This window comes from Agrobacterium sp. 22094, assembly GCF_052046015.1.
Classification (GTDB): Bacteria; Pseudomonadota; Alphaproteobacteria; order Rhizobiales; family Rhizobiaceae; genus Agrobacterium; species Agrobacterium cavarae.
In genome coordinates, this window is the sequence record NZ_JBQEPX010000001.1 from 852403 (window position 1) to 869941 (window position 17539).

The following is a 17539-nucleotide window of genomic DNA, read 5'->3' on the forward strand; positions in this document are numbered from 1 at the left end:
GAAAATCGGCACTGATTTTCAAATCGGTGCTGTCGCGTCTTTGCGCTTCATGCGGCCAGATGCTCGAACAGGTCTCGGACCAGCGGCGTCTGCTCTGCGTCCCTGACAATACAGACCACGAGATTGCGTCGCGCCCATGCGTCCGCCAACGGCGTGACGGACAAGGGGTAACTGCGTTTGCAATGATGAGCGATGGTGGATGGGACGATGGCGATGCCGAGGCCGGCGCTTGCGGCATGGCAGATGCTTTCGAAGGTGCGCAGGCTGATACGGTAGCGCAAACGCGCGCCGATCTTTTCCGCCTGGGCCTCGATATGGGCCTGCAAGGCTCCGTCCTTCAGCCCGATGAAATAGTCGTTGGTCAGGCTCTCGAAGCGGACCTGCTTTTCGTTTGCCAGCCTGTGAGACTTGGCGCCGACAATGGCGAGTTGACTGGTAGCGAAGGGTTTGAAAACAAGCGCCTCGTGTGCTGCGACGTCGGATAAGATACCGATATCGGCAAAGCCTGCCGTGACGCTGCGGGCAATCTCATGGCTTTGACGTTCGCGAAGATCGATATCGACCTGCGGATGGTCCGCTAGCCATGGTGTCAGGCGCTGCGGCAGGGTGTCCACCATGGCCGCCGTATTGGCGGCCATGCGGATCGTTGCCCGCAGGCCCTTGGCGAATTGACCGAGATCGGCGCGCATCAGCGCAACGTGGCCGATGATCTGGCGGGCGTGATGGGAAAGCGTCTCGCCAGCTTCCGTCAGCCGGATGCCGCGCCAACCTCTTTCCAACAGTGAAACGCCGCCCGCAAGCTCCATCTCGCGCAACCGGTCGCTTGCTGCAGCCAGAGAGAGTCCGATCTCCTGCGCGCCGCGGGTGATGCTGCCAGCGTCGGCAACGGCAAGGAACAGGCGAAGATCGGTGAGGTCAAAGCGCATAAAGAGAAGCTTACGGATAAATCAGCCTTCGGTCCAGCCGAAGGCTGGTTAAGGCAATGCCGCATTGTGGAAGCTGGAGCCTGGGCTATGACGAAGCAATGAGCGACTACTCCGTTTCGATATTGTTTGTCATTGCAGCCACCTTCTTCTCTGCTGGTCTCGTCAAGGGCGTGACAGGGATGGGCCTCCCGACTGTTGCGATGGGAATCCTCGGTGGATTGCTATCTCCATTGGCCGCCGCATCGCTGCTAATCGTTCCATCATTGCTCACCAATGTGTGGCAGTTGATGGCCGGCATGAATGTGATGCCGATCTTGCGCCGTCTGTGGACGATGATGGCGGGGGTTCTGGTCGGCACGGTTGCCACGGCCTCGATGTTGACGGGTGAGGGCGCTGGATGGAGCACGCTCGCACTCGGTGCGGCGCTGACCATCTATGCGATCTACACGCTGCTGGCTAAACCCAATCGCGTTCAGCCTGCGCATGAGCCGTGGCTTTCGCCTCTGGTGGGGATCATGACGGGACTGATTACCGGCGCAACGGGCGTGTTCGTCATTCCTGCCGTTCCGTATCTGCAATCGCTTGGCTTTGAAAAGGACGATCTGGTTCAGGCTCTCGGCCTGGCTTTCACCGTCTCCACGATTGCACTGACGATCGGGCTCGTCTCGCACGGCGCATTTCAAGTGGGAGAGGCGGGCCTGTCGGCTCTGGCCGTCTTGCCGGCGCTGCTCGGCATGGTGGCTGGACAACGGCTCAGAAAGGCGTTCAACCCGGCGACCTTCAAGCGCTGCTTTTTGGTGATGCTGGTCTTGCTCGGTCTGGAGATGATGCTGCGAAGCGTCATTTGAGTGCAGGCAGAGAGAAAAGGGGCGCGGTGTTGCGCGCCCCGCTCAATTCAAGCAAAGCGGATAATTGAGACTTCGCCTTCCAGCGCGCCCTGATAGGCAGACGCATGCGGTTCTTCGTCCGGTACTTCGGTGATCATGCCGATCTGGTCTAGGTCGGCTTCGAGGAAGCCTTCTTCCGACAGCGCATTCAAGGCTTCGCGCACGGCGGTGTCGTCGTCCGGCGCCTGAAGGATGACGTGGATGTCGATGCCGTCTTCGCCTTCGCGCTCATAGGCCTTGCCGATGATGACGAAGACCATAGCCTCGTCGCGTCCATTGTCGTTGTCGGGTTCGGTGATCATGACGCGATTCCTTTTGTCTTTGGTGGAGGAGGTGCCTGAGGCCAATCCATCTAACCTCCACGCCTGCCACATGTTGCAACCAGCAGGGCCCTGATCGTGGGACAGGCGGTGCTTCAGGGAATCAATAGACGGCTTTTGTGAAAAGCCAAAGGGCGGAAGGTGAAAAACAATGGTGAGGGAAGGGGCTTTGTGATAAAAGGCTTTCAATATCCCGTAATGCAAGGCGTTCACGCCTGCCGCGCGGGGACAAAATTCGGATTTACCCTTGACGACAGCGGGTTAAGACAGTAGTACGCCCGCCATCGGAGCCGATGTGAAGTCTGGCCATCTGGGACGACTCGTCCTGGAGATCACTTCAAACAGGGGTCCAAAACACGTACGAGACACGATTGTTGCACGCAAGACGTATGTCTTTACGTCCTCTGCTCTTGGTGGTCCATCCGTGGAAACCGGATCGGGCCACGTTTTGCGCATGAGGATATGCGTGCTTCGTTGCCGGAAACGGCGTAGCCGCCACCCGAAAGGGTGGCTAAAGTAGTTTTTGCAAGGGATGGTTATATGCCTACCGTAAACCAGCTGATCCGTAAGCCGCGTCAGGCACAGGTAAAGCGCAATAAGGTTCCTGCTCTGCAGGAAAACCCACAGAAGCGTGGCGTTTGCACCCGCGTTTACACGACGACCCCAAAGAAGCCGAACTCGGCTCTTCGTAAGGTTGCCAAGATCCGCCTCACCAACGGCTTCGAAGTCATCGGTTACATTCCTGGTGAAGGTCACAACCTTCAGGAGCACTCCGTTGTCATGATCCGTGGCGGCCGCGTCAAGGACTTGCCGGGCGTTCGTTACCACATCATCCGCGGTGTTCTCGATACCCAGGGCGTCAAGAACCGCAAGCAGCGCCGTTCGAAGTATGGTGCAAAGCGTCCGAAGTAATTCGGCAATAACAATTCGGCGCTGCGCGAGGTTCTCCGCGTGGTTTAGCGTCAATAACATATGAGAGACAAAGAGTATGTCCCGTCGCCATAGTGCAGAAAAGCGTGAGATCAATCCGGACCCGAAGTTCGGCGATCTGGTCGTCACCAAGTTCATGAATGCCATCATGCTTCACGGCAAGAAGTCTGTTGCCGAAAGCATCGTTTACGGCGCGTTCGACGCCGTGCAGGGCAAGACGAAGCAGGAGCCGCTTGGCGTGTTCCATTCCGCTCTCGACAACGTCGCCCCGCATGTTGAAGTCCGTTCTCGCCGCGTTGGTGGTGCGACATACCAGGTTCCGGTCGACGTTCGTCCGGAGCGCCGCCAGGCTCTCGCCATCCGTTGGCTGATCGCTGCTGCGCGCAAGCGCAACGAAACGACCATGGTCGATCGCCTCTCCGGCGAACTCATGGACGCTGCGAACAACCGCGGATCTGCTGTCAAGAAGCGTGAAGACACGCACAAGATGGCTGATGCTAACCGCGCATTCTCGCACTACCGCTGGTAATCTCAACGGTCGAAGATCGAAAGGCAGTCCATTATGGCTCGCGAATATAAAATCGAAGATTACCGTAACTTCGGTATCATGGCGCATATCGACGCCGGTAAGACGACCACCACCGAGCGTATCCTCTATTACACCGGTAAGTCGCACAAGATCGGTGAAGTTCACGATGGCGCAGCCACGATGGACTGGATGGAGCAGGAGCAGGAGCGTGGCATCACGATCACCTCTGCTGCGACCACGACCTTCTGGAAGGGTCGCGATGGCAAGATGCGTCGTTTCAACATCATCGACACCCCCGGCCACGTCGACTTCACCATCGAAGTCGAGCGTTCTCTGCGCGTTCTCGACGGCGCTATCGCGCTGCTCGATGCCAACGCCGGTGTTGAGCCGCAGACGGAAACCGTCTGGCGTCAGGCAGAGAAGTACAACGTTCCGCGTATGATCTTCTGCAACAAGATGGACAAGACGGGCGCTGACTTCTACCGCTCGGTAGAAATGATCAAGACCCGCCTCGGTGCCACTGCCGTCGTCATGCAGCTGCCGATCGGCGCTGAAACGGAATTCAAGGGCGTTATCGACCTGATCGAGATGAATGCTCTGATCTGGCGTGATGAATCGCTCGGCGCCCAGTGGGACGTCGTCGAAATTCCGGAAGACATGAAGGCCAAGGCTGAAGAATATCGCGAAAAGCTGATCGAGACTGTTGTAGAGATCGACGAAGAAGCGATGGAAGCCTACCTCGAAGGCAACTACCCGGACAACGAGAAGATCCGTTCGCTCGTTCGCCGCGGCACCATCGACGTGAAGTTCCACCCGATGTTCTGCGGTACCGCGTTCAAGAACAAGGGCGTACAGCCGCTTCTCGACGCTGTTGTCGACTACCTGCCTTCTCCGCTGGACATTCCGGCGATCAAGGGCATCGACTTCAAGACGGAAGCTGAAATCGAGCGTCACGCTGACGACTCCGAGCCGCTTTCCATGCTCGCGTTCAAGATCATGAACGACCCCTTCGTCGGTTCGCTCACCTTCGCACGTATCTACTCGGGCAAGCTCGAAAAGGGCACATCTGTCATCAACACGGTCAAGGACAAGCGCGAGCGCGTCGGCCGTATGCTTCAGATGCACTCCAACAGCCGTGAAGACATCGAAGAAGCCTTTGCAGGCGACATCGTTGCTCTGGCTGGCCTCAAGGAAACCACGACGGGCGACACGCTTTGCGATCCGTTGAAGCCGGTTATCCTCGAGCGCATGGAATTCCCTGAGCCGGTCATCCAGATCGCGATCGAACCGAAGACCAAGGGCGACCAGGAAAAGATGGGCCTCGCGCTCAACCGCCTGGCTGCTGAAGATCCTTCGTTCCGCGTCAAGACGGACGAAGAATCCGGTCAGACGATCATTGCTGGCATGGGCGAACTTCACCTGGACATTCTCGTCGACCGTATGCGTCGCGAGTTCAAGGTTGAAGCCACCGTCGGTGCTCCGCAGGTTGCTTACCGCGAAACGATCACGAAGCTGCACGAAGAAGATTACACCCACAAGAAGCAGTCCGGTGGTACCGGTCAGTTCGCTCGTGTCAAGATCATCTTCGAACCGAACCCAGACGGCGAAGACTTCAAGTTCGAGTCCAAGATCGTTGGTGGTGCTGTTCCGAAGGAATACATCCCAGGCGTTCAGAAGGGTATCGAAAGCGTTCTGTCTTCCGGTCCTCTGGCTGGCTTCCCGATGCTGGGTGTCAAGGCAACTCTCATCGATGGTGCTTACCACGATGTTGACTCGTCTGTTCTGGCGTTCGAAATCGCATCGCGTGCCTGCTTCCGTGAAGCAGCAAAGAAGGCTGGCGCACAGCTTCTCGAGCCGATGATGAAGGTCGAAGTCGTGACCCCTGAAGATTACGTCGGTGACGTGATCGGCGATCTGAACTCGCGTCGCGGTCAGATCCAGGGTCAGGAGTCGCGTGGCATCACCATCGTGATCAGCGCTCACGTTCCGCTGGCCAACATGTTCAAGTACGTCGACAACCTTCGTTCGATGTCTCAGGGCCGTGCACAGTACTCGATGACCTTCGATCACTATGCGCCGGTTCCAAGCAACGTTGCTGCCGACATCCAGGCAAAGTACTCCGGTCAGAAGTGATCGGGGTACGCCCCAAACGAGATTTAGAGTTTATTCCCGCTTAGGGACAAGATGGAGAGCCACTAATGGCAAAGAGCAAGTTTGAGCGGAATAAGCCGCACGTCAACATCGGCACGATCGGTCACGTTGACCACGGCAAGACGTCTTTGACTGCCGCGATCACGAAGTACTTCGGCGAGTTCAAGGCGTACGACCAGATCGACGCGGCTCCTGAAGAGAAGGCTCGTGGTATCACGATTTCGACGGCACACGTTGAGTATGAGACGCCGAACCGTCACTACGCTCACGTTGACTGCCCCGGCCACGCCGACTACGTGAAGAACATGATCACCGGTGCTGCGCAGATGGACGGCGCGATCCTGGTTTGCTCTGCTGCTGACGGCCCGATGCCGCAGACGCGCGAGCACATCCTGCTTGCTCGCCAGGTCGGCGTTCCGGCGATCGTCGTGTTCCTCAACAAGGTCGACCAGGTTGACGACGCAGAACTTCTGGAGCTCGTCGAGCTTGAAGTTCGCGAACTTCTGTCGTCCTACGACTTCCCAGGCGACGACATTCCGATCGTCAAGGGTTCGGCACTTGCTGCTCTTGAAGATTCCGACAAGAAGATCGGCGAAGACGCCATCCGCGAGCTGATGGCTCAGGTTGACGCCTACATCCCGACGCCTGAGCGTCCGATCGACCAGCCGTTCCTGATGCCGATCGAAGACGTGTTCTCGATCTCTGGTCGTGGTACGGTTGTGACCGGCCGCGTTGAGCGTGGTATCGTCAAGGTTGGTGAAGAAGTCGAAATCGTCGGCATTCGTGCGACGTCGAAGACGACTGTTACCGGCGTTGAAATGTTCCGCAAGCTGCTCGATCAGGGCCAGGCTGGCGACAACATCGGTGCACTGGTTCGTGGCGTACAGCGCGATGGCGTTGAGCGTGGTCAGATCCTTTGCAAGCCAGGTTCGGTCAAGCCGCACAAGAAGTTCATGGCAGAAGCCTACATCCTGACGAAGGAAGAAGGCGGCCGTCATACGCCGTTCTTCACGAACTACCGTCCGCAGTTCTATTTCCGTACGACTGACGTTACCGGTATCGTTTCGCTTCCAGAAGGCACGGAAATGGTTATGCCTGGCGACAACGTCACGGTTGAAGTCGAGCTGATCGTTCCGATCGCGATGGAAGAAAAGCTGCGCTTCGCGATCCGCGAAGGCGGCCGTACCGTCGGCGCCGGCATCGTTGCCTCGATCATCGAGTAATCGACGACCGACGATGCCGTAAGCTTGCCGACGGCACTTAAGATTGCAAATGGCGCGCAAGCGCGATCTGCAGGCGGCGTCGGCATCGTTGCCTCGATCGTCGGGGAATCTCGACGTCTGAAATTCTAATTGACGGCGGTGCAAACACACCGCCGTCAGTTGTTTGATGAAAAAGCGTATCGGCGCTGCACTTTTAGTGCTTGAAAATTTCGGTGAAAGCGCGTAAACGCGCACTCACGTTCACCGCTGGATTCGCAATGCGTTGCGAAGCTGGGTGATTTCGCAATACAGACTACTGAAATGATTGGGGTGCGCCCTTCGCATTCCTCTCGATTTTTGAAAATCTGCGGCGCCACGATTAACTAGGTTCATGTATTTCCGCGTGCGGAAATCAATAATAAAGAACAAGGACAAGACGAATGAACGGCCAGAATATCCGTATCCGCCTCAAGGCGTTTGACCACCGGATCCTCGATGCCTCCACCCGTGAAATCGTGTCGACCGCCAAGCGCACCGGCGCCAGCGTTCGCGGCCCGGTTCCGCTGCCGACCCGCATTGAAAAATTTACTGTTAACCGCTCTCCCCACGTGGACAAGAAGAGCCGTGAGCAGTTCGAAATGCGGACGCACAAGCGTCTTCTCGACATCGTTGACCCCACCCCGCAGACTGTTGACGCGCTGATGAAGCTCGACCTCGCTGCTGGCGTTGACGTGGAAATCAAGCTCTAAGACCTCGGCCTGACCTTGCGAAAGTAAGGGCCGATATAACAAGGAAGGTACGTGGAGCAATCCAACGTCTTCCAATCCGGAGACCGGAAACATCGTGAGATGTCGAAGGGAACTCCCTAACAAAGGCCGAGCAAGGGTTTTCCCTTCAAGGCTCGCAAGAGGATTGAACCAATGCGTTCAGGTGTGATTGCACAGAAAGTGGGAATGACCCGCGTCTACAACGACGCTGGTGAGCATATTCCCGTAACGGTCCTGCGTATGGACAACGTACAAGTCGTTGCCCAGCGTACGGAAGACAAGAATGGCTATACCGCAGTTCAGCTCGGTGCCGGCCAGTCCAAGGTCAAGAACACGACAAAGGCGCTTCGCGGCCATTTTGCTGCTGCCAATGTCGAGCCGAAAGCAAAGCTCGTCGAATTCAAGGTCTCCAGCGAGAACCTGATCGACGTCGGTGCAACACTGACCGCAAATCATTTTCAAGCCGGCCAACTGGTCGACGTCACCGGAACAACGATCGGTAAGGGTTTTGCCGGTTCGATGAAGCGTCACAACTTCGGTGGTGGCCGCGCATCGCACGGTAACTCGATCTCTCACCGTGCGCACGGTTCGACGGGTTCCAACCAGGATCCTGGTCGCGTGTGGAAGGGTAAGCGCATGGCTGGTCATATGGGCCAGACCCGCGTCACCACCCAGAATCTGGAAGTGGTTTCGACCGATGAGGATCGCGGTTTGATCCTCGTGAAGGGCGCCGTTCCCGGTTCCAAGGGTTCCTGGATCATCGTCCGCGACGCCGTCAAGTCGGCTGCGAAGTAAGGGAGCCTTATCATGGAATTGAACGTCACAACCCTCGAGGGAAAAGACGCCGGCAAGGTAGCCCTGTCGGACGCAATCTTCGGCCTCGATCCACGCCAGGACATCCTGGCCCGCGTTGTGCGCTGGCAGCTTGCTAAGAAGCAGCAGGGCACGCACAAGACCAAGAACCGTTCGGAAGTTTCCCGCACGGGTGCAAAGATGTACAAGCAGAAGGGTACGGGCCGCGCTCGTCACCATTCGGCTCGCGCACCGCAGTTCCGCGGCGGCGGCAAGGCCCACGGCCCAGTCGTTCGCAGCCACGCTCACGACCTTCCCAAGAAGGTTCGCGCGCTCGGCCTGCGTCTCGCCCTGTCTGCAAAGGCAAAGGCTGAAGAACTGATCATCGTCGATCAGCTGATTGCATCGGACGCAAAGACAAAGGCTCTGCTGGGCAACTTCGCTTCGCTCGGCCTGACCAACGCTCTCGTTATTGGCGGCGCAGAACTTGATGGCAACTTCAAGCTCGCAGCTCAGAACATTCCGAATGTGGACGTTCTGCCGGTACAGGGCATCAATGTTTACGACATCCTGCGCCGTGGCAAGCTCGTGCTTTCCAAGGCTGCTGTAGAGGCTCTGGAGGAGCGGTTCAAATGACGGATCTTCGCCACTACGATGTGATCGTATCTCCCTCGATCACGGAAAAGTCGACGCTGGTATCCGAACAGAACCAGGTCGTATTCAACGTCGCCAAGGACGCTTCCAAGCCTGAAATCAAGGCTGCCGTGGAAGCTCTCTTCGGCGTCAAGGTCACGGGTGTGAACACGCTTATCCGCAAGGGTAAGACGCGCCGTTTCCGTGGATTCGCTGGCAAGCAGAAGGACGTCAAGAAGGCGATCGTGACACTTGCTGAAGGTCAATCCATCGACGTGTCCACCGGACTCTAAAGGTTAGGCCCAAGCGGGCAAAGACCCAAAAGGGAACAAATACAATGGCATTGAAAAGTTTCAATCCGACCACACCTAGCCAGCGTCAGCTGGTTATTGTGGACCGCGCTTCGCTCTACAAGGGCAAGCCGGTAAAGGCTCTTACACAGGGCCTCAGCTCGAAGGGTGGCCGTAACAACCAGGGCCGGATCACCGTTCGTTTCCAGGGCGGCGGTCACAAGCGGACCTACCGTCTGGTTGACTTCAAGCGTCGTAAGTTCGACGTTGAAGGTACGGTTGAACGTCTGGAATATGACCCTAACCGCACCGCATTCATCGCGCTCGTGACATACACGGACGGCGAACAGGCTTACATTCTCGCGCCACAGCGTCTTGCTGCCGGTGACAAGGTGATCGCCTCCGACAAGGCAGTGGACGTAAAGCCCGGCAACACCATGCCGCTGCAGTTCATTCCGGTCGGCTCGATCATCCATAACGTCGAGATGAAGCCGGGCAAGGGCGGTCAGATCGCTCGCTCCGCCGGTACCTATGCACAGCTCGTTGGCCGCGATGCCGGTATGGCGATCCTGCGTCTCAACTCCGGTGAACAGCGTTTGGTGCATGGCTCCTGCCTGGCATCGATCGGCGCTGTTTCCAACGCTGACCACGGCAACATCAACGACGGCAAGGCCGGTCGTTCGCGTTGGCGCGGCAAGCGTCCGCATGTTCGCGGCGTTGTCATGAACCCGGTCGACCACCCGCACGGTGGTGGTGAAGGTCGCACGTCCGGTGGTCGTCATCCTGTGACGCCATGGGGCAAGCCTACCAAGGGCAAGCGTACCCGCTCGAACAAGTCGACTGACAAGTTCATCATGCGTTCGCGCCATCAGCGCAAGAAGTAAGAGAGGAAGTCTCAAGTGGCTCGTTCAGTATGGAAAGGTCCGTTTGTTGACGGCTATCTTCTCGCTAAGGCTGAGAAGGTGCGCGCAGGCGGACGCAGTGAAGTAATCAAGATCTGGAGCCGTCGCTCCACGATCCTGCCGCAGTTCGTTGGTCTGACCTTCGGCGTTTACAACGGCAGCAAGCATGTGCCCGTCTCTGTCAACGAAGACATGGTCGGTCACAAGTTCGGTGAATTCTCTCCGACCCGGACCTATTACGGTCATGGCGCGGACAAGAAGGCAAAGAGGAAGTAATCATGGCGAAGGCTAAGACCGAACGCCGGCTGAAGGACAACGAGGCTCAGGCCGTTGCCCGTACGCTTCGCGTCAGCCCCCAGAAACTGAACCTGGTTGCCGCTCTTATCCGTGGCAAGAAGGTTGATCGCGCTCTCGCCGAGCTCGAGTTCTCGCGCAAGCGTATCGCTTCCACCGTCAAGAAGACGCTGGAATCGGCTATCGCGAACGCCGAAAACAACCATGACCTCGACGTCGACGCTCTCGTCGTCGCCGAGGCCTATGTTGGCAAGTCCATCACCATGAAGCGTTTCCACGCTCGTGGCCGTGGTCGTGCATCGCGCATCGAAAAGCCGTTCTCGCACCTCACGATCGTTGTTCGTGAAGCCGAGGAAAAAGGGGAGGCCGCATAATGGGTCAGAAAATCAATCCAATCGGCTTCCGCCTGGGCATCAACCGTACGTGGGACAGCCGTTGGTACGCTGACACTTCCGAGTACGGCAACCTCCTGCATGAAGACCTCGCTATCCGTGCCTACCTCGTGAAGGAACTGAAGCAGGCCGGTATTGCAAAGGTCGTTATCGAGCGCCCACACAAGAAGTGCCGCGTTACGATCCACTCCGCTCGTCCGGGCCTCATCATCGGCAAGAAGGGTGCTGACATCGAGAAGCTTCGCAAGAAGATCTCCGAGATGACCAGCTCCGAAACGCACCTCAACATCGTTGAAGTGCGCAAGCCGGAAGTCGACGCAACGCTCGTTGCACAGTCGATTGCCCAGCAGCTGGAACGCCGCGTGGCTTTCCGTCGCGCCATGAAGCGCGCCGTACAGTCCGCTCTGCGCCTTGGCGCAGAAGGCATCAAGATCACCTGCGCAGGCCGTCTCGGCGGCGCGGAAATCGCTCGTACCGAATGGTACCGCGAAGGCCGCGTTCCGCTTCACACGCTGCGTGCAGACATCGACTACGGTACGGCTGAAGCCGAAACCGCATTCGGCATCTGCGGCATCAAGGTCTGGATCTTCAAGGGCGAAATCCTTGAGCACGATCCTATGGCTTCCGAGCGTCGTGCGCTCGAAGGCGATGCTCAGGGTCCTGCAAGCCGTGAGCGTGGCGATCGCAACGATCGTCGTCGCGAAAACGCTTGATTGACGCTGGCGAAAGATAAGCTCGGAGAAGTAAGAAAATGTTGCAGCCAAAGCGTACAAAGTACCGCAAGCAGTTCAAGGGACGCATCAAGGGCGTTGCCAAGGGCGGCTTTGACCTGGCATTCGGTGAATTCGGCTTGAAGTCGCAGGAACCGAACCGCGTGAATGCACGCGAGATCGAAGCGGCCCGCCGCGCGATCACGCGTTACATGAAGCGCGCAGGTCGCGTTTGGATCCGTGTATTCCCCGATACTCCGGTTACGGCTAAGCCGACCGAAGTTCGTATGGGTAAGGGCAAGGGTTCGGTTGATTACTGGGCATGCAAGGTCAAGCCCGGTCGTATGATGTTCGAGATCGACGGTGTTTCCGAGGAGATCGCCCGCGAGGCGCTTCGTCTCGGCGCTGCCAAGCTCTCGGTCAAGACGCGCTTCGTACAGCGCATCGCAGAGTAAGGAGCAAGGCAAATGAAAGCCGAAGATATTCGCGGCCTCAGCGCCGACCAGCTCAAGGACAAGTTGGCTGACCTGAAGAAGGAACAGTTCAACCTGCGTTTCCAGAAGGCCACCGGCCAGCTGGAAAAGTCCTCGCGCATCAACGAAGTCCGTAAGGACATCGCCCGGATCAAAACCATTGCTGCCCAAAAGGCCGCAGAAGCCAAGGCCTAAGGAAGAATACTATGCCTAAACGCATTCTCCAGGGCGTCGTTGTATCCGACAAGAACGAGAAGACTGTCGTAGTCCGTGTTGAGCGCCGATTCGCTCACCCGTTGCTGCAGAAGACCGTTCGTCGTTCTAAGAAGTACAAGGCGCACGACGAAAACAACCAGTACAAGGTCGGCGATGTGGTTTCCATTGAGGAATGCGCACCGATCTCCAAGGATAAGCGCTGGACGGTTGTTGCCGCTCACGCTTAATTTCAACGGAATCGCGCCAGGTGTCTTGCACTTGGCGCGAAAATCTGTATGAAGCAGCGCAAGGACGCTCGTAACCCGAGCGTCTTTTGCTTTGATGCGCACGGAAGGTCCCTTTGGGAAACCACCCTGGCAAGATTTCTTCCGCGCAAAGACAGAGATTTCATAAGCTGGAACAGGGGGCAGCATCCATGATGTATGCCCAACCGGTCCGGTAACAACAAGAAGGCGACCTGACATGATTCAGATGCAAACAAACCTCGACGTGGCGGATAATTCCGGCGCACGTCGTGTCATGTGCATCAAGGTGCTGGGCGGCTCCAAGCGCAAGTACGCTTCCGTGGGCGACATTATCGTCGTTTCCATCAAGGAAGCTATTCCGCGCGGCCGCGTCAAGAAGGGCGACGTGATGAAGGCGGTTGTTGTGCGTACCGCCAAGGACATCCGCCGCGCCGACGGCAGCGTCATCCGTTTCGATAACAACGCAGCTGTTCTTATCGACAACAAGAAAGAGCCGATCGGCACCCGTATCTTCGGACCGGTTCCTCGCGAGCTTCGCGGCAAGAACCACATGAAGATCATCTCGCTGGCTCCAGAAGTACTGTAAGGAGCACGAGCGATGCAGAAGATTCGTAAAGGCGACAAAGTTGTCGTATTGACCGGTAAGGACAAGGGCCGTACCGGCGAAGTAATCCAGGTAATGCCGAAGGAAGACCGTGCTGTTGTGCGTGGCGTCAACATGGTGAAGCGTCACCAGCGCCAGACCCAGAGCCAGGAAGCCGGCATTATCAACAAGGAAGCATCCTTGCACATCTCCAACATTGCCATCGCCGATAAGGATGGCAAGCCGACTCGCGTTGGCTTCAAGGTTGTAGAAGGCAAGAAGGTCCGTGTGGCCAAGCGTTCGGGAGAAGTCATCGATGGCTGAGACCAAGTACGAACCGCGTCTCAAAACGGAATACGTAAACCGTATCCGCGGCGCCATGCAGGAGAAGTTCTCCTACGCTAACGTCATGATGATCCCGAAGCTGGACAAGATCGTGATCAACATGGGTGTGGGTGAGGCGACTGCCGACTCCAAGAAGCCCACGGTTGCTGCAGGCGATCTGGCTGCTATTGCAGGTCAGAAGCCGGTCGTAACCCGCGCCCGCAACTCGATTGCTGGCTTCAAGGTTCGCGAAGGCATGCCAATCGGTGCGAAGGTTACTCTTCGTGGCGCACGCATGTACGAATTCCTTGATCGTCTGGTCAACATCGCGCTTCCGCGCGTTCGCGACTTCCGGGGCCTGAACCCGAAGAGCTTTGACGGCCGTGGCAACTTCGCCATGGGCATCAAGGAGCACATTGTGTTCCCAGAAATCAACTACGACAAGGTTGATCAGATGTGGGGCATGGACATCATCGTTTGCACGACGGCGCCGACCGACGACGAAGCACGGGCTCTTTTGACAGAGTTCAACTTCCCGTTCCGTCAGTAACCGTAACGACGAGCGTAGAAAAGGAACTCCGATATGGCGAAAACAAGCGCAGTTGAAAAGAACAAGCGCCGCCGCAAGACAGTTGCCTCCCAGGCCGGCAAGCGTGCCGCCCTCAAGGCCATCGTCATGAACCAGTCCCTTCCGATCGAAGAGCGGTTCCAGGCAACTCTGAAGCTCGCTTCGCTGCCGCGTGACGGCTCGAAGACGCGTATCCGCAACCGCTGCGAAGTAACGGGCCGTCCGCGCGCGTTCTATCGCAAGCTCAAGATGTCGCGTATTGCGCTTCGTGAGCTGGGCAATTCCGGCAAGGTGCCGGGCATTGTCAAGTCGAGCTGGTAAGGAGACGGGCACATGACCATGACTGATCCTTTGGGTGATATGCTCACCCGCATCCGCAATGGTGCTTCCCGTCGCAAGTCTTCGGTTAGCACACCTGCTTCCAGCCTCCGCGCACGCGTTCTCGACGTGCTGCAGGCTGAAGGCTACATCCGCGGTTATTCCAAGGTCGATTTTGAAAACGGCAAGTCCGAATTCACCATCGAGCTGAAGTACTACGAAGGTGCGTCGGTGATCCGTGAGATCGGCCGCGTATCCAAGCCGGGCCGCCGAGTTTATGTCTCGGTCAAGTCCATTCCGCAGGTCGCGAACGGCCTCGGCATCACCATCCTTTCGACCCCGAAGGGTGTGATGGCCGATCACCAGGCTCGCGAACAGAACGTTGGTGGCGAGGTTCTCTGCTCGGTCTTCTAAGGCCGAGTAAGGATCTCCGTAACGGACAGACAGGATAGAAATATGTCTCGTATCGGTAAAAAGCCCGTTCAGGTTCCCGCAGGTGTGACGGCCAACGTTGAAGGCCAGAAGATTACTGCCAAGGGTCCGAAGGGCGAACTGTTCTTCGTCGCAAATGACGATATCCAGCTCAAGCTGGAAGACAACGGCGTTTCGGTACAGCCGTCCAACAACACCAAGGAAGCTCGTTCCAAGTGGGGCATGTCCCGCACGATGATCGAGAACATCTTCAAGGGTGTGAAGGATGGCTACGAGCGCAAGCTCGAAATCAACGGCGTCGGTTACCGTGCCGCCATGCAGGGCAAGAACCTGCAGTTGGCTCTCGGTTTCTCGCATGACGTCGTTTACGAGCCGCCGCAGGGTATCACCATCGCCGTGCCGAAGCCGACGGAAATCATCGTTTCCGGCATCAACAAGCAGCAGGTCGGTCAGGTTGCCGCGGAAATCCGCGAATACCGTGGTCCCGAGCCCTACAAGGGCAAAGGCGTCAAGTACGCTGAAGAACGGATCGTCCGCAAAGAAGGCAAGAAGAAGTAAGGAACTCGCGAAATGGCTAGCAGGAAAGAAGCACTTGCACGTCGTGCGAACCGTGTACGCCGCCAGCTCAAGGCGGTTGCTAACGGTCGCCCGCGCCTGTCGGTTCATCGCTCGTCGAAGAACATCTACGCTCAGATCATCGATGATGTTGCAGGCAAGACGCTCGCGTCTGCCTCCACGCTCGAAGCTGATCTGCGCTCGTCGCTGAAGACCGGCGCTGACGTTGCGGCTGCTGCCGTCGTTGGCAAGCTGGTTGCCGAGCGCGCTGGCAAGGCTGGCGTCAAGGATGTCGTATTCGACCGTGGCGCATTCATCTATCACGGCCGTGTAAAGGCCTTGGCAGATGCTGCCCGCGAAGGCGGTCTGAACTTCTAAGACTTTATCCACCCGGGCGCATGTCGCACCGGGTGGATTTTCACCGGGCCAACCGGACTTCAGAAATGGAGCCGGAGGGCCTACTTTCGTTTGCCGTTCGATACCGGAAAAGAAAAAGGAAAAGGACAATGGCACAGGAAAAAAGAGGTTCTCGCGACGATCGCCAGAACCGCGAAGAGCGCGATAGCGAATTCGTCGACAAGCTGGTCGCTATCAACCGCGTTGCTAAGGTTGTTAAGGGTGGCCGTCGTTTCGGCTTCGCAGCTCTCGTCGTCGTCGGCGACCAGAAGGGCCGCGTTGGCTTTGGTCACGGCAAGGCTCGTGAAGTTCCAGAAGCAATCCGCAAGGCAACTGAAGCTGCCAAGCGCGATCTGATCTTCGTTCCGCTGCGCGATGGCCGCACGCTGCACCACGACGTTAACGGTCGCCATGGCGCCGGCAAGGTTCTGCTGCGCTCCGCCAAGGCTGGTACCGGTATCATCGCCGGTGGCCCAATGCGCGCTGTTTTCGAAACGCTCGGTGTTCACGACGTTGTTGCCAAGTCCACGGGCTCTTCGAACCCGTACAACATGGTCCGTGCAACGTTCGACGCTCTGAAGCATCAGGTTCATCCGAAGGACATCGCTGCTCAGCGCGGTCTCAAGTATGCAACCCTTCAGTCACGTCGCGTCGCATCCGGCGTCGCTTCTGAAGAGTAAGGATCTGGATCATGGCCAAGAGCACTACTGAAGCCAAGAAGACTGTTACGGTCGAACAGATCGGCAGCCCAAATCGCCGCCCGGAGATCCAGCGTCAGACGCTGATCGGCCTGGGTCTTAACAAGATGCACCGTCAGCGCACGCTGGAAGATACGCCTTCTGTTCGTGGCATGATTCGTGCGGTCCAGCATCTCGTTCGCGTCGTAGACGAGAAGTGAGACGGAGGAACCTATCATGAAACTCAATGAAATCAGAGACAACGAAGGCGCCACCAAGGACCGTATCCGCGTAGGTCGCGGTATCGGCTCCGGCAAGGGCAAGACCGGTGGTCGCGGCGTCAAGGGTCAGAAGGCTCGTTCGGGCGTTGCCATCAACGGCTTCGAAGGCGGTCAGATGCCAATCTACCGTCGTCTGCCGAAGCGCGGCTTCACCAACATCTTCGCTTCCGAATACGTGACCGTTTCGCTCGGCCGCGTTCAGGCTGCGATCGATGCCGGCAAGCTCGACGCCAAGGCAACGGTTGATGCCGCTGCTCTCAAGGCTGCTGGCGTGATCCGTCGTCCGAAGGACGGCGTACGCATCCTGGCCGACGGTGAGCTGACGGCAAAGGTGGCTTTCGAAGTCGCCGGCGCTTCCAAGCCTGCGCTTGAAAAAATCGAGAAGGCTGGTGGCTCCATCAAGCTCCTCGTTGTTGCGCCGGAAGCTTCCGAGTAATATATGATCTCTGAACGCCCGGGGTGTTTCGCCCCGGGCGTTTCTCTTTACGCTACGTAAGTCTTTGAAAATCTAATCGATTTGACGGAAATGCGCAGCGACTCATTGCGATCTCGCATGTCTCGCGCTCAAAATGCCGCAGCGTGCAGCGCAAGTGAGTGCCTCACAGTCCTTGAACTCCCTTTGACCTTGAACTCGGTAGGGGGAGGGGATAGGACATACGAAAACAAGGGTGAGGCATGATTGCGACGTTACAGTCGCTTTCCGTCCGAAGCCCGGTTTTTGAACCAGTATCTTTATGGACCCTGCC

The 17539-nt window shown here is 57.5% G+C and carries 28 protein-coding genes; 26 read left to right on the forward strand and 2 right to left on the reverse strand.

The genetic code is table 11. The features are described from left to right. Nucleotides 1-47: 47 nt before the first annotated feature. Nucleotides 48-926, reverse strand: a complete 879-nt coding sequence (locus tag ACTJK5_RS04000; RefSeq protein ID WP_335322390.1) for a LysR family transcriptional regulator — start codon at nucleotides 924-926, stop codon at nucleotides 48-50. Nucleotides 927-1024: 98 nt separating this feature from the next. Between ACTJK5_RS04000 and ACTJK5_RS04005 the strand changes: the two genes are divergently transcribed. Beyond that, nucleotides 1025-1774 (forward strand): sulfite exporter TauE/SafE family protein, encoded by a 750-nt coding sequence (locus ACTJK5_RS04005; RefSeq protein WP_335322391.1) that lies wholly within the window; start codon nucleotides 1025-1027, stop codon nucleotides 1772-1774. Between the two features lie 47 nt (nucleotides 1775-1821). On the opposite strand, the gene ACTJK5_RS04010 is transcribed toward ACTJK5_RS04005, so the two are convergent. Next, on the reverse strand, nucleotides 1822-2115 hold the full coding sequence (locus tag ACTJK5_RS04010) for a hypothetical protein (protein ID WP_062425175.1): 294 nt from the start codon (nucleotides 2113-2115) through the stop codon (nucleotides 1822-1824). Between the two features lie 558 nt (nucleotides 2116-2673). Between ACTJK5_RS04010 and rpsL the strand changes: the two genes are divergently transcribed. The 25 genes from rpsL (at nucleotide 2674) to rplO (ending at nucleotide 17229) form a co-directional block, all read left to right on the forward strand. Continuing rightward, nucleotides 2674-3045, forward strand: a complete 372-nt coding sequence (gene rpsL, locus ACTJK5_RS04015) for a 30S ribosomal protein S12 (RefSeq protein ID WP_003507760.1) — start codon at nucleotides 2674-2676, stop codon at nucleotides 3043-3045. Nucleotides 3046-3121: 76 nt separating this feature from the next. Then, nucleotides 3122-3592 carry a 30S ribosomal protein S7 gene (gene rpsG / locus ACTJK5_RS04020; RefSeq protein WP_062425165.1) on the forward strand — a complete coding sequence of 157 codons (471 nt, stop codon included), beginning with the start codon at nucleotides 3122-3124 and terminating at the stop codon, nucleotides 3590-3592. Between the two features lie 33 nt (nucleotides 3593-3625). Further along, nucleotides 3626-5725 carry an elongation factor G gene (gene fusA / locus ACTJK5_RS04025; protein WP_062425164.1) on the forward strand — a complete coding sequence of 700 codons (2100 nt, stop codon included), beginning with the start codon at nucleotides 3626-3628 and terminating at the stop codon, nucleotides 5723-5725. Nucleotides 5726-5790: 65 nt separating this feature from the next. Next, on the forward strand, nucleotides 5791-6966 hold the full coding sequence (gene tuf, locus ACTJK5_RS04030) for an elongation factor Tu (RefSeq protein ID WP_111851116.1): 1176 nt from the start codon (nucleotides 5791-5793) through the stop codon (nucleotides 6964-6966). A gap of 419 nt (nucleotides 6967-7385) precedes the next feature. Beyond that, a complete protein-coding gene (gene rpsJ / locus ACTJK5_RS04035; RefSeq protein WP_003507767.1) occupies nucleotides 7386-7694 on the forward strand; it encodes a 30S ribosomal protein S10 in 309 nt (102 codons plus the stop codon). A 171-nt stretch (nucleotides 7695-7865) separates the two neighbouring features. Beyond that, entirely contained in the window at nucleotides 7866-8507 is a 642-nt protein-coding gene (gene rplC / locus ACTJK5_RS04040; protein ID WP_062427536.1) for a 50S ribosomal protein L3, read from the forward strand. 12 nt (nucleotides 8508-8519) lie between these two features. Next, entirely contained in the window at nucleotides 8520-9140 is a 621-nt protein-coding gene (gene rplD, locus ACTJK5_RS04045; RefSeq protein WP_062427535.1) for a 50S ribosomal protein L4, read from the forward strand. After that, nucleotides 9137-9430 (forward strand): 50S ribosomal protein L23, encoded by a 294-nt coding sequence (locus tag ACTJK5_RS04050; RefSeq protein WP_027677427.1) that lies wholly within the window; start codon nucleotides 9137-9139, stop codon nucleotides 9428-9430. The genes rplD and ACTJK5_RS04050 overlap by 4 nt, the downstream gene beginning before the upstream one ends. A 44-nt stretch (nucleotides 9431-9474) precedes the next feature. Beyond that, on the forward strand, nucleotides 9475-10311 hold the full coding sequence (gene rplB / locus ACTJK5_RS04055; protein WP_062427534.1) for a 50S ribosomal protein L2: 837 nt from the start codon (nucleotides 9475-9477) through the stop codon (nucleotides 10309-10311). Nucleotides 10312-10326: 15 nt separating this feature from the next. Then, nucleotides 10327-10605: a 30S ribosomal protein S19 gene (rpsS, locus tag ACTJK5_RS04060; RefSeq protein ID WP_027677425.1), complete on the forward strand. Its 279-nt coding sequence runs from the start codon at nucleotides 10327-10329 to the stop codon at nucleotides 10603-10605. Between the two features lie 2 nt (nucleotides 10606-10607). Then, entirely contained in the window at nucleotides 10608-10997 is a 390-nt protein-coding gene (gene rplV / locus ACTJK5_RS04065; protein WP_062427533.1) for a 50S ribosomal protein L22, read from the forward strand. Continuing rightward, nucleotides 10997-11728 carry a 30S ribosomal protein S3 gene (gene rpsC / locus ACTJK5_RS04070; RefSeq protein ID WP_062427532.1) on the forward strand — a complete coding sequence of 244 codons (732 nt, stop codon included), beginning with the start codon at nucleotides 10997-10999 and terminating at the stop codon, nucleotides 11726-11728. The genes rplV and rpsC overlap by 1 nt, the downstream gene beginning before the upstream one ends. 38 nt (nucleotides 11729-11766) lie before the next feature. After that, nucleotides 11767-12180 carry a 50S ribosomal protein L16 gene (rplP, locus tag ACTJK5_RS04075; protein ID WP_027677422.1) on the forward strand — a complete coding sequence of 138 codons (414 nt, stop codon included), beginning with the start codon at nucleotides 11767-11769 and terminating at the stop codon, nucleotides 12178-12180. A 12-nt stretch (nucleotides 12181-12192) separates the two neighbouring features. After that, complete coding sequence (rpmC, locus tag ACTJK5_RS04080) at nucleotides 12193-12393, forward strand: 50S ribosomal protein L29 (protein ID WP_027677421.1); 201 nt, start codon at nucleotides 12193-12195, stop codon at nucleotides 12391-12393. A gap of 11 nt (nucleotides 12394-12404) precedes the next feature. Continuing rightward, nucleotides 12405-12641, forward strand: a complete 237-nt coding sequence (gene rpsQ / locus ACTJK5_RS04085; RefSeq protein ID WP_027677420.1) for a 30S ribosomal protein S17 — start codon at nucleotides 12405-12407, stop codon at nucleotides 12639-12641. A gap of 235 nt (nucleotides 12642-12876) precedes the next feature. Next, nucleotides 12877-13245: a 50S ribosomal protein L14 gene (rplN, locus tag ACTJK5_RS04090; RefSeq protein ID WP_027677419.1), complete on the forward strand. Its 369-nt coding sequence runs from the start codon at nucleotides 12877-12879 to the stop codon at nucleotides 13243-13245. 12 nt (nucleotides 13246-13257) lie between these two features. After that, complete coding sequence (rplX, locus tag ACTJK5_RS04095) at nucleotides 13258-13566, forward strand: 50S ribosomal protein L24 (protein ID WP_062427531.1); 309 nt, start codon at nucleotides 13258-13260, stop codon at nucleotides 13564-13566. Further along, nucleotides 13559-14116, forward strand: coding sequence for a 50S ribosomal protein L5 (gene rplE / locus ACTJK5_RS04100; protein WP_062427530.1), 558 nt, complete (start codon nucleotides 13559-13561; stop codon nucleotides 14114-14116). The genes rplX and rplE overlap by 8 nt, the downstream gene beginning before the upstream one ends. A gap of 33 nt (nucleotides 14117-14149) precedes the next feature. Beyond that, nucleotides 14150-14455: a 30S ribosomal protein S14 gene (gene rpsN / locus ACTJK5_RS04105; RefSeq protein ID WP_062427529.1), complete on the forward strand. Its 306-nt coding sequence runs from the start codon at nucleotides 14150-14152 to the stop codon at nucleotides 14453-14455. A gap of 12 nt (nucleotides 14456-14467) precedes the next feature. After that, complete coding sequence (gene rpsH / locus ACTJK5_RS04110; protein ID WP_062427528.1) at nucleotides 14468-14866, forward strand: 30S ribosomal protein S8; 399 nt, start codon at nucleotides 14468-14470, stop codon at nucleotides 14864-14866. Nucleotides 14867-14908: 42 nt separating this feature from the next. After that, complete coding sequence (rplF, locus tag ACTJK5_RS04115; RefSeq protein WP_062427527.1) at nucleotides 14909-15442, forward strand: 50S ribosomal protein L6; 534 nt, start codon at nucleotides 14909-14911, stop codon at nucleotides 15440-15442. 12 nt (nucleotides 15443-15454) lie between these two features. Beyond that, nucleotides 15455-15817, forward strand: a complete 363-nt coding sequence (gene rplR, locus ACTJK5_RS04120) for a 50S ribosomal protein L18 (protein ID WP_062427526.1) — start codon at nucleotides 15455-15457, stop codon at nucleotides 15815-15817. A 128-nt stretch (nucleotides 15818-15945) separates the two neighbouring features. Beyond that, nucleotides 15946-16515 carry a 30S ribosomal protein S5 gene (rpsE, locus tag ACTJK5_RS04125; RefSeq protein WP_062427525.1) on the forward strand — a complete coding sequence of 190 codons (570 nt, stop codon included), beginning with the start codon at nucleotides 15946-15948 and terminating at the stop codon, nucleotides 16513-16515. Nucleotides 16516-16526: 11 nt separating this feature from the next. Continuing rightward, nucleotides 16527-16733 (forward strand): 50S ribosomal protein L30, encoded by a 207-nt coding sequence (gene rpmD / locus ACTJK5_RS04130; protein ID WP_062427524.1) that lies wholly within the window; start codon nucleotides 16527-16529, stop codon nucleotides 16731-16733. Nucleotides 16734-16749: 16 nt separating this feature from the next. Further along, nucleotides 16750-17229, forward strand: coding sequence for a 50S ribosomal protein L15 (gene rplO / locus ACTJK5_RS04135; RefSeq protein WP_062427523.1), 480 nt, complete (start codon nucleotides 16750-16752; stop codon nucleotides 17227-17229). Nucleotides 17230-17539: the final 310 nt, after the last annotated feature.